The sequence below is a fragment of the Niveibacterium sp. 24ML genome (genome assembly GCF_026586805.1).
In the GTDB taxonomy this organism is placed as follows: Bacteria; Pseudomonadota; Gammaproteobacteria; order Burkholderiales; family Rhodocyclaceae; genus Niveibacterium.
On record NZ_JAPFHA010000003.1, the window covers coordinates 271296 to 281873 of the forward strand.

Here is a 10578-nt window from a genome sequence, read left to right on the forward strand (position 1 = left end):
GGCGCCGTAGCGGTGGGCCGGTGCGGCCCGGATCGCGCAATCAGTCGCGATCGCCACCGAAGATGCCAAGCAATTGCAGCAGGCTCACAAAGACGTTGTACACGTCCAGGTAGATCGCCAGCGTGGCGCTGATGTAGTTGGTCTCACCGCCCGTCACGATGCGATTCACGTCGTACAGGATGTAGGCCGAGAAGATGCAGAGCACCACCGACGAGATCGCGATCGAGAGCGCCGGCACCTGCAGGAAGATGTTTGCCACCGCAGCAATCAGCGCAACGATCATCCCGACGAAGAGGAACTTCCCCATCCCGCTCAGATCGCGCTTGATCACCGTTGCCAGCGTCGCCATGGCGAAGAAGATCGTCGCCGTACCGCCGGCCGCCAGTGCGATCAACTGGGTCCCGTTTGAAAAGCCCAGCATCACCTGAAGAATGCGCGAGAGCATCAGCCCCATGAAGAAGGTAAAGCACAGCAGCAAGAGCACGCCGACCGAGCTGTTCTTGAACTTCTCAATCATGAAGAAGAAGCCGAACGCAATCGCCATGAAGACGATGAACGAGATCATCGGGCTACCGGCAAAGAACGAAAAGCCCATCTGCACGCCAAGGTAGGCGCCAGCAATCGTTGGCAACATTGAAAGCGCGAGCAGCATGTAGGTGTTTCGCAGCACCCGGTTGCGGGTTCCAACAAGGCTGTCGCCAATCGGGGAATAGCTTGTCTGACTCATGTGTTGCTCCTTGCGGGGGTTGTGCTGTGCTTATGACCGGCGCAGATTCTAATGGTTCTCAGATGAAAGCTGAAAGCGCCCGTGCTAGAATCGCACGGCTTTACTGCTCGGGGCATCGCTCTGAGCGTAATTTGCAGGAAGCGTGGCAGAGTGGTCGATTGCACCGGTCTTGAAAACAGTTGTAGGAAGCTTGGCAGAGTGGTCGATTGCACCGGTCTTGAAAACCGGCATACCGCAAGGTATCCAGGGTTCGAATCCCTGAGCTTCCGCCAATAAAAACAAGCACTTAGCGTAGCCCTGAGAGCACGCAAAGGGCTTGTGAAAAGCGACAAAAAGCCCCGCCAGTCGGGGCTTTCTTGCAGTTGGGCAAAATTGGTGGCGTAAGCACACCATAAGCGGCGCGCAGAATTCACGGCGTGCCGGTGTACTAGCTAAGGGCATGCGTCCTATGCTGTGTGCTGTGGCACGACAGACAAGGTAAAGAGATGCAGAATGGTGTTGAGTTGGCAGACCTGAAGGCGCTTGCGTTCGACTATCAAAGTCGCGCGTTCCGTCACACGGGGATCGTCCATGCGGACTGTTTCGAGTGGCTTGGACGCCTGCCTGAGAACACGCTGCACGCTATCGTCACCGACCCGCCGTATGGCGTGAAGGAATACGACTTCGACCAGCTTGAGAAGAAAGAGAACGGGAACGGGGGCATCTGGAGAATCCCGCCATCGTTCGATGGGCATGTCCGCTCACCCCTGCCGCGCTTCACCGCGCTGGACAAGAAGGAGCGCGACTCAATTGACCGCTTCTTTTTCGAGTGGGGCAAGCAAGTGATGCACGCGCTACGTCCGGGCGGCCATGTAATCCTCGCCAGCAATTCCTTCTTGTCGCAACTGGTCTTCGGTGCGCTGGTTCGCAGCGGCTTGGAGTTTCGTGGCGAGATGATCCGCCTCGTTCGTACCATGCGAGGGGGCGACCGCCCCAAGAACGCCGAAGATGAATTCCCCGACGTATGCTCAATGCCGCGTGGCTGCTATGAGCCGTGGGGCATCTTCCGCAAGCCCATTCCCGCCAAGATGACGGTTGCCGAGTGTTTGCGCACCTACCAGACCGGCGGGCTGCGCCGACTCGCTGACGGCAACCCGTTCTGTGATGTTGTGGTCAGCGAACGTACCCCAAAGCGCGAGCGCGAAATTGCCGACCATCCGAGCATCAAGCCCCAATCGTTGATGCGGCAGCTCGTGCGCGCTGCGCTCCCTTTGGGCGAAGGCATCATTGCCGACCCGTTCTTGGGTTCCGGTTCCACGGTAGCAGCCGCAGAAGCGCTAGGGCTGCAATGCGTTGGCATTGAGCGGTATCAGGACTATTTCGATATGGCTAGTGAAGGCATTCCACTACTTGCCAGAGCAGATGTCCGCTCCTTCACTGCGAAAGAGGCAGAGCTGGAATCCCAACTCCACCTCATTTGATTACATCGGCAAGTCTGGCGCGTTGTAGATCCAGTTAGCCATCATCTTCTGATAGCCGGAATTGGTGACGCTCGCCGTGATAGTGCGGCGGCTGGTTTCCGACCTTCCAGAGAAGTTCCAATCTGCCTTTGTGAGCTGCGCACCGGCAACACGCAGGAACCGGAATGGCATTGCGGGGCGGCCTCCCTCTCCAGCATCCACAGGGCGGTTGCTGTCGTACATGAACACCATCAACCATGTGTCTTCGGCGTTGTGACCCTGCCAGCCGCGCAGGTAGCGCGAGCCCTTCACTTCGATTCCTTCCGTGCCGTGCTGCAATGAGTCTCCGGGATACCGGCCAGCGGGCAGCATGTCGGGGTGGCCGTTGTGATAAGTGTTCTTCACGATGCCCGGAGAATGCTTGGGCAAATTGGCGCTCATGAACTCGCCTACCATGCTGCTGAAGTTCGCAGGCATGAGCATCGCCTCTATGCGCTGCGTACCGTTCTCATGCAGTCGCACATCCACCATCTGGATGAAGCCAAGAAAGTCGTTCATGGCTGCGCATAGATGCTCGATCGTCACGCCACAAGGGATAACGGCGCGAGGGTTGAAGTGTTCGATCCTTACCGGCTCAGGGTTGCAGGCCGCAAATTCGAGTTGTTGTTCTGGTGTCAGCGGTGGCATCGGGCAACGGTTCCCATCTATCTATCAAATAGATGGAATCGTAACCTGATTCAAAGGCGCATGACAGCCGTTTGATGTTTATGCAGCGCTTATGCCTTGCGGGTGTTGCCGACCTAACCACAATGGCAGCAATCGGTTAGCGGGCAAGCCCGAATAACTCCGTGTTTGTTGTTCCTTACCCGCTGGCATGCGCGCCGCTACAGGCCGCGTGCCATGCTCGCCAGTACCCTAGCGGCGGCAGTGTGGTGATCGTCGCCCCAGTCGCCCGCATCGCTCGCGCAGCCGCACAAACGACAAGCCCCCGCCGGTCATGGGCACCGACAGGGGCTTGAAGGCAACGTCAGACAGGTAAGAGTGGCCCTGTCCCGCTGCTGCACCCGATCGATTAACGAGGGTCGGTGTGCCTGACCTCGGCCCGGCCTTCTATTCCGGGCACCGCCTACCACGGACGACGATCAGCGCGGTGGGCAGCGTTGCTCAGCTCCAAATCAACGAACCCTCCCCAGCCATGCCCTTGGCGCTTCCGTCGCCGACCCACTTCAAGACACAGTGCCGCACCACATCGCCATCGACCGGGCACATGCGACCGTCAGCAATCGCAGCATCGAACGCTTGCGCAAGCCATTCGCGCATTTCCTCGCCAGCACCACGCGAGCGCTCCAGTTTGCGCAACCGTGCCAGCATGCCCCGCGTGTCGGCCATGTGGTTACTCCCGCGACTTGCGCAAAGCCTCGCCCAGCTTGAAAGCGCGAAGCAGGTTTAAGTCGGACATGGTTTGCCGCTCTGCATGCGCCTCGATACGGCGCTGCTGAATCTGTTGCAGGTCGTCGGGTGTGGGCGAGTTTTTGACCGGGCCGTTTTCCTTCAAGTCGGTGTGCAGGTTCTTCATTGCAGTCTCTCCTTTAGTGGCCCAATCTGTTGCAGCAGCCGCGCAGCCTCCCAGCGCACGGCGGGGTCGTCGCATTTCAAAATCACTTCATAGAGCGTATCGACGCACAGCCTCATGATCGATTCGCGCTCCTGCTTCTCCTGCGCTATCCGTGCAGCGTCGCGCGGTTTCATCCACGCATAGGGTGTTGAATAACTCACTGCTTGTCCTCCAGCGCCTGCAAGCGCTTCTCCAGTTCATCGACAGCACGCACGGCACTGAGCGCGCCGATTGCCTCAATGATTTGTTTGCCAACATCTGCCGCCACCTTGCCGTCAGCTATCGCCTGAAGTACGGCCTCGACCTGCTGGGCGACGGGGGCGGCGGCGTCAAAGTCAAACTCCACGCGCTCGGTCTGCGCACGCAAGACAGGCGCGCACCGAGACAAGACAAGCCCAGCAGCCTGCACGTCGCCAGCAAGCGCAGCGTCGATAACCACACGGGCAATCCTCGGCGCGTCGTCCATCAGTGCCTGCGTCACACGGGTTCGCTTATCTACAACCCCTCGCGGGCGTCCGGATTTGTTGGGCGACGGCATGCCCTTCTTCCAGTTCGGATTGCCCGCTGGCGGTTCGGTGTTGGGCTGGTAGCTCTTCAACCAGTCCGGTTGAACTATCTCGGTCATTGAATGAACCCCTTTGATGTCATCAATTGGCGATCAGGCTCAACCGAGGTCTTGCAGGATGAAAGCCTTCTCAGCGTTCGTTTTGGCTTGACGAAGTGCGGCAGCTTTGTGCGGCGGTGCGCCGACGGCTTTCTCAAGCTCCTTGAACACCAGCCCCGCGCGCTCTTCGATCATCTGCTTGGCACCCTTCATCGCCTTGAGGCGCTGCGCAATCTCAGGCGTGCTGCGCTCGTTCCAGAAGCGAACATAGGTCTGCTGGAAGTTCGCATCGAGGCCGGACAGATATGGCGGGGCACCTAGAAGCGCCGCGACTGAAGTGTGGTCACCCTCGTCAATGGCTTGTTGGATGAACTTGTGGCGCTGTTCGCTGGGCAGGTTCTTGGCGTAGGCGCGAATCTCAGCGCTGACGCTCTGTGCAGCCTTCGATTCAAGGGGTGTTGCAAGCTGCTGCTCCAGCATGGCAATGCCCTTCTCCAGATTCGAGCGGGTAACGTCGAAGCTCTTGCTGATCTTGGAAAAGTGCTTCTGCGCAAAGTCGTCCGTGTGGATGATCTGCATTGCCTCATTCCACGTCGGGTTGTGGGCGGCGGCTTCCTTGGCCGACCACACAGCGCGCACACCTTCATAGGCGGTGCTGAACGCGGTCATGGTCGGTGCAAGATACGGCGCGGTCTGCTCGTCGTAGCCTTCGATATTCTTCACGTTCTCGGGGTGCAGCGTGGGCGTGATACGCGGATCAATGCTGTCTGTCATGGTGCAACTCCTTGATAAATAGGCGCGTGTTTGTACGCAGTGCTTACATGCTGCGAAATATCAGCGAAGGTCCGCAAGGAAAACAAAAGCATGCGCACGGGGAACAAGTTATTCAGCGTTATTCGTTCGGCATCAAAGCGGCTGCTGTCCCGAGCATCTAAAAAGTCGTTGCCGAGTCTCGGAGATGCGTCTTAGCGTTGCCCCATCTACAACACGCACAGGAGCAATGACATGGAAACCAAGACCTACACCAAGCGCGAGAACGCCCGCCGTGCCGGTGTTGCCGCAGGGGTGCCCGCTGAACTGGTGGAAATCACCGTGCATAAGAACGGCGATGACGTTCGATTTGGATGGAAGCAGATGGAAGCACCGGAACCCGCTGCCGCCGACGCTGTGGTGACCACAGGCAAGCCGAAGAAGGAAGCCGCCCCGAAGGTGGAGCGCGTCGAGCAGAACGGCGTGAAGCGTCCAAAGGATGGCGGGCTGTGCGCTGCCGTCTGGGCATGGCTGGACGCGCACCCGGAAGCAACGATCAAGGACGCGAAAGCCGCTGCACCGGAGAACGGCTGGAACGAGAACAACGTGGCCTGCGAGTTCTACGCTTGGCGCAAGTTCAACGGGATCAGCAGGCAGACCGGCGACAACGCGCCCGCGCATGCGTAAGGAAACCCCGTAAGGTGGGGCCGTGGTGGTAGGTGGGGGCACCAGTGCCCACATTCCCCACCTTGGCCCCACACTACGCACATTCCCCACATTACGTAGTTTCTGCATACAAGTTCTTCGGGCGGCAGTACCAAATCCCTCCGACGTTCTGCTTGTCCATGTAGCTGCCGCTGTGTTCGTTCCACCAGCGTTCGGTGACAACATTTGCGGACGCCGCTGCTTGCTTCACTTGGCTGATCGGCTGCCACGGGTTTGCAGGTGTGGTCAAGAAATGCGCCTTCAGCCACATTCCAAACGCCGCTTCGAACTTGCTGATCGGGCCGCGTGCATTGCCCACCATGCTCTGCGGCGTCAGGGCGCTATCTAACTCCTCCCAGTTTGGGCGAGTCGCGCTGATAGGCTTGCCGTTGCACGGGTCGATTCCAACTTGAACTTTTACCGTGCTGAACTTCCATGCGCCGCCGGGATGCTCTGGCAGATTGACTTTGACCTGCACCATCGCCTTGGCATGCTGGCCATCGTCCTCGCGGCTGATAATGGCAATGAGGCTCCGGCAGGTCTGCGCGAATGCAGCAGACCCTAGAACACGATGAAGCATTGAGCGCGTCGTGTCCTTGGCAAAGTGCGTCACGCAGACAATTGCGATTCGATATTCCTGTGCCACCACTAGCCACGGCTCAAGGACGGTGCGAAGTTGCCCCGCGTCGTTCAGATCAACCTTGCGCAACTTCTGGCCGGGCAGATAGCTGGTCACTGGATCAATAACGAGCATGGAGAATGGATACCCTTCATCCCTCGCGGCACCGAGCCAACGCCGAATCTCACCAAGGTCGTCTTGCATGGAGAACGTGTTGCGCTTTCCTTGCTGGGTCACGCCTTGAATTTCGATTACGTTGTCGAGGTTCCCACCGCATGCGACCAGACGCGGCGCGGTCATTTCCTCGATGCTATCCTCGCTGCCAAGCCATAGGACGCGGTTCGGTTGGCGTGGTTCGTATTCGCCGGGCCAAGGCGTACCCGTGGTCACTCTGGCGGTAACGTCGGCTAACACGGTTGATTTTCCCGCGCCGGTCTCGCCTGCAAGTAGCGTGATGTATCCCTTCGGAATCCATCCTGTCCAAAGCCAGTCGATGGCCCGCATCTGCACGTTTCCGAGCGTGCGCCCGACAAGTGCGCGTGGCCCATTAGGACTGTCTTCGATGCCCAGTCCCTTCTTGAGCATTTCACGCTTGGTCTTCTCCTTCTCCTGCTCTAGCTTGAGTTCGTCCTGCCTATTCGCCTCGCGTTGAAACTCAAGCAGCGTTTTGGCGGTTTCGCCCTTTGCCTGCTCCTGCGCCACCTCGGGCGTGAGATGTGGGTTGCGCTGCTGGGCGGTAGCGAGCCAAGCGGGTGACTGCGCGGCGGCTGGGGCCGCGTTTGCATGCTGGTCGCCGCTAGGGTATTGGCCGGGGTACTGCGTCGCCTGTAGCGGCGGCTGCACTCCTTGCAAATTCTCCGAGTCGCCGGAAGTGGCTTGTCCTACGCTATGTGTGCTGTGCATGTTGTTCCTCTCCAAAGCCGTCCTGACCCGACGGCTTTTTTCTTGATGGAGTTATGCAGGGCTTATCGGCGGGTGTGCGGGGTCGGCAAGTTGCGCGGCTGCATAGGGTTTTCGTCGCCATGACCGTCAAACTGCTTGTTTGGCGTTCGGCGCGTAGGCGCTGGTGCTGCTGAAGGATTGCTGCTCCAGCCACTCGAAAATTCTGGGGCGCTGGTAACGGATAGGCGCGGACTTGGTGCGCCCGAGCTTCACGAACTCCGGGCCTTTGCCCTTCGTGCGCCAGATTTCAAGGGTGTTGGGTTTGATACCCAGCAGGGCGGCAGCTTCTTCGTTCGTCAGCAGATCGGGGCTGAGTGCGGAAAGTGTGGTCATGGCAAGTAGTCCTCAGACTGTGCCTTGCCAGCGCATGCAATAGAGAGCGTCAGGCAAGGCGAATGCTTGCCGTCGAGATTTGTGTTGTCACCTGCCCCAGACGGTTTCGGGGGTGTCCGGTTTCCCGGCTCGCGTCACAGATGCTTCTTTGCCTTGGCGCCCTGTGCGGCCCCTTGAATCGCCGCCCCGCATTGCACGAGGCGGCTTAGTTGGCGTTACCCTAACACTGCTTTACGCGGGAATGTTGGATATCTTTTAAGCGCTGCAAGTACGTCGCACGCTCTTTGATATACCCCAATGGCATTTCATCAATCTCCAGCTCAAATTGGCAAAGGACATCGTTGATAACATCGTTCATCGACATAAATGGTTCGTCCGGCGCAAAGCCCCAAAAGTCCTCCGCTTGCGCTATCGAGTCAATCGCAAGTTCAAGAACTCTTTTGGCATCCTCAATGGAGAGGAAAGTCAGGGTACGAATTTCGCGCAGCATGGTGGAACTCCTATCTGGCTCCACCGTCCGCAGCAAACAAAAAGGCCGGCAGACGATGGAACGTCAATGCCGGCCTGCTGGTGCAGACTATTCAGGACGCGCAACCCGCGCGTCAGGCGATCTGGTGAAGTGACTCTACATCAACTTTTTGGGCGTGTCTTTCATAATTCGCCGCCTGCTGCTCGATCCAATCGGATATCCGCTGTGTCTCAGGCTTGAGATATTGCAGGTGCGAAGTCTCAAGGTAGTGGCGCGCGGTCACGCCCTTGGGAACGTGGTTCGTCAGTAGCTCGACCTTGTGCAAGTCGATGCCCACCGACGCCACGCCTATCGTGGTGAAGGTGCGGCGCAGGTCGTGGGGCGTAATCTTGGTGCCTGCCGCTTCGCTGACCTTCTTCATCGTGTCGCGCGGGTCGCGTATGTGCCCGCACTTGCCCCAGGACGAAAACACGAACGGGCTACCCTTGACGCGCTGGCGTGTGGTCAGCAACTGCACCGCCTGCGTGGATAGCGGCAGCCATACGGGATTACTGTTCTTCGGGTCGGGAATGTGAATCCAGCCCTCCTCAAGATTGACCCGATCCCATGTCAGTTCGCTGCATTCCCCGATGCGCAGACCTGTGAGAAGGAGCAGCATCACAAGATCAAGGCTTGCCAGCGTGTCACGGTTGTAGGCCTGCTCGCGCGCCTTGGTAAGGAATGACCACACCGCGCCGACTTTGCTATCCGGCACGCGGCTAGTGCGGGGCTTGAGCGGCACCCACTTCTTATAGAGAACATCGACGGGGTTGTCCGTCAGCACGGGCGACCCGTCCGGCTCGCGGTATTCGCGGATGGCGTAATTGAACAAGGCGCGAAGCACCGCCATTGACTGGTTCGCCTGTGCTGGTGCTGGCCCATCGCCGCGCGTGCCCTTCGTCTTAACCTCGTTGAAGCGCTTCGTGACCATCTCGCGAGTGATGTCCTTGAGAGGCTTCTTCAACCATGCGTCAAAGGTTGTGGTCACATGACGCTCAATCTCGGCCTTGCTACTGTCCTTCAGCGGGCGGTCGCGTTTGTACCCGTCAGCCACATCACGGAGGGTGACACGCTGCGCCGCTTCCTTCTTGGCAACGGCGCGCGGATCGATGCCCATGCGCATGCTGCGCAGATGTTCGCGGGCGACCTCGCGGGCCTGATCCACGGTGAAGACACCATGCGGGCCGATGCTGATTCGGGGCGAACTGCCATTGACGCGCCCCTGCACGATGTAGGTGATCTTGCCGGTAGGTGTGACGCGCAGGCCGAAGCCCTTGACCTCGCTATCCCAGTGGAACGCCTCTTTGTCGGCTGGTGCGGTGAGCTTATCGATGTAGGTCTTCGTCAGCTTAGGCATGCTGCACCTCGCTGACTTTGGCACTTGTGGTTACTATCTTCACGTCGGCTTCCTTCGTAGGTAAGGGAGTTGGCCACGCGGTCGGGACTGTTGGCGCAGTCGCCGGCCGCATCAATTCTGGCGCTCATAAGCAGCTCGTAAGCGCTCTGCGTAAAGTTACGACAAGTTACGAAAAACGGCAAACGCCGCTAAGTGCTTGACCTACAAAGGGGCGTACAGCTTACAATGGCAACTCAAAGCGGTGTAAAGCGTGGCTCCGGGAAACTTGAAAACCGGCAACGGGCAACCGTTCGTGAGTTCGAATCTCACCGCTTCCGCCAGAACGCCAGCAATCAAGCGCCTTTCTGGGCGCTTTTTTGTTTGCCCCATCAATTGCCCCATCCAAGTGCTAAGAGGTCAAGGCTTCGTCGGGTGCGACCTCAGAGTGCGGCGCTTTGTCGCCAGCGAGCTTGGTGGTGCCCCCATCAGTTTGTTTAAATGTGGCCTTTGCCAAGCGGCGAATATCTAACGATTTCTGAAGTCGACGGTGGTCAGCCTTGGGGGCGCGTTCAAGAACCCGACTGGATGGCGTGTTGCACTGACAACGACCTGACGGACTGGACCAACGGATGAGGCTGGCTCAATCTCGTTGCTAGCTAGGGTCTGTTGACAATCAAGCCAGCCAAATAACGGACGCGGACAAAGCGACGAAAGCGGCGAAGCGTTCGGCGAGCTTGTCGTAGCGTGTGGCAATGCGCCGAAAATGCTTGATGCGGCAGAAGAAGCGCTCGACCAGGTTGCGGTTCTTGTACTGGTGGCGATCGAAAGCTCGCTGAACGATGCGATGGCTGCGCGGCGGGATGACGGCTTCGATCCCGTGATCGTTAAGGTGTTCGAGAATGGCGTCGGTGTCGTACGCCTTGTCCGCACTGAGCGAGTTGGGCTTCAAGGCGCCCAGCAAGGGCAGCGCTTGTGGGCTATCGCCCGCTTCACCGCCGGT

14 protein-coding genes and 1 tRNA gene are annotated in these 10578 nt (G+C 58.8%); 3 read left to right on the forward strand and 12 right to left on the reverse strand.

Annotated features, from left to right (window positions below; translation table 11 throughout):
• Positions 1-40: 40 nt before the first annotated feature.
• On the reverse strand, positions 41-727 hold the full coding sequence (locus tag OPU71_RS04295; RefSeq protein ID WP_267725278.1) for a Bax inhibitor-1/YccA family protein: 687 nt from the start codon (positions 725-727) through the stop codon (positions 41-43).
• A gap of 184 nt (positions 728-911) precedes the next feature.
• On the opposite strand from OPU71_RS04295, the gene OPU71_RS04300 reads away from it, so the two are divergent.
• Both OPU71_RS04300 and OPU71_RS04305 read left to right on the forward strand, forming a co-directional pair.
• Positions 912-999, forward strand: a tRNA-Ser gene (locus OPU71_RS04300).
• A gap of 213 nt (positions 1000-1212) precedes the next feature.
• Positions 1213-2187 (forward strand): DNA-methyltransferase, encoded by a 975-nt coding sequence (locus OPU71_RS04305; protein WP_267725280.1) that lies wholly within the window; start codon positions 1213-1215, stop codon positions 2185-2187.
• Here OPU71_RS04305 and OPU71_RS04310 read toward each other — a convergent pair whose 3' ends face one another.
• The 6 genes from OPU71_RS04310 to OPU71_RS04335 form a co-directional block, all read right to left on the reverse strand.
• The gene (locus tag OPU71_RS04310; protein WP_267725319.1) at positions 2188-2853 is read right to left on the reverse strand and encodes a hypothetical protein; all 666 of its coding nucleotides are present in this window, start codon (positions 2851-2853) and stop codon (positions 2188-2190) included.
• Between the two features lie 477 nt (positions 2854-3330).
• Entirely contained in the window at positions 3331-3555 is a 225-nt protein-coding gene (locus OPU71_RS04315) for a hypothetical protein (protein ID WP_267725321.1), read from the reverse strand.
• Positions 3556-3559: 4 nt separating this feature from the next.
• Positions 3560-3742, reverse strand: coding sequence for a hypothetical protein (locus OPU71_RS04320; protein WP_267725323.1), 183 nt, complete (start codon positions 3740-3742; stop codon positions 3560-3562).
• Positions 3739-3942: a hypothetical protein gene (locus OPU71_RS04325; protein WP_267725326.1), complete on the reverse strand. Its 204-nt coding sequence runs from the start codon at positions 3940-3942 to the stop codon at positions 3739-3741. The genes OPU71_RS04320 and OPU71_RS04325 overlap by 4 nt, the downstream gene beginning before the upstream one ends.
• Complete coding sequence (locus OPU71_RS04330; protein WP_267725329.1) at positions 3939-4406, reverse strand: hypothetical protein; 468 nt, start codon at positions 4404-4406, stop codon at positions 3939-3941. Before OPU71_RS04330 ends, OPU71_RS04325 begins: the two co-directional genes overlap by 4 nt.
• A 39-nt stretch (positions 4407-4445) precedes the next feature.
• Positions 4446-5159, reverse strand: a complete 714-nt coding sequence (locus tag OPU71_RS04335) for a hypothetical protein (protein WP_267725331.1) — start codon at positions 5157-5159, stop codon at positions 4446-4448.
• A 231-nt stretch (positions 5160-5390) separates the two neighbouring features.
• Between OPU71_RS04335 and OPU71_RS04340 the strand changes: the two genes are divergently transcribed.
• On the forward strand, positions 5391-5822 hold the full coding sequence (locus OPU71_RS04340; protein ID WP_267725335.1) for a hypothetical protein: 432 nt from the start codon (positions 5391-5393) through the stop codon (positions 5820-5822).
• Between the two features lie 91 nt (positions 5823-5913).
• Here OPU71_RS04340 and OPU71_RS04345 read toward each other — a convergent pair whose 3' ends face one another.
• From OPU71_RS04345 to OPU71_RS04365, 5 genes are all read right to left on the reverse strand, one after another.
• A complete protein-coding gene (locus tag OPU71_RS04345) occupies positions 5914-7362 on the reverse strand; it encodes an AAA family ATPase (protein WP_267725339.1) in 1449 nt (482 codons plus the stop codon).
• 126 nt (positions 7363-7488) lie between these two features.
• Positions 7489-7734 carry a helix-turn-helix domain-containing protein gene (locus OPU71_RS04350; protein ID WP_267725341.1) on the reverse strand — a complete coding sequence of 82 codons (246 nt, stop codon included), beginning with the start codon at positions 7732-7734 and terminating at the stop codon, positions 7489-7491.
• 220 nt (positions 7735-7954) lie between these two features.
• The gene (locus OPU71_RS04355; protein WP_267725344.1) at positions 7955-8224 is read right to left on the reverse strand and encodes a hypothetical protein; all 270 of its coding nucleotides are present in this window, start codon (positions 8222-8224) and stop codon (positions 7955-7957) included.
• A gap of 112 nt (positions 8225-8336) precedes the next feature.
• Complete coding sequence (locus OPU71_RS04360) at positions 8337-9599, reverse strand: tyrosine-type recombinase/integrase (RefSeq protein ID WP_267725348.1); 1263 nt, start codon at positions 9597-9599, stop codon at positions 8337-8339.
• Positions 9600-10251: 652 nt separating this feature from the next.
• Positions 10252-10578, reverse strand: a 327-nt coding sequence (locus OPU71_RS04365) for an IS5 family transposase (RefSeq protein ID WP_267725352.1), incomplete at its 5' end; no start/stop codon positions are given.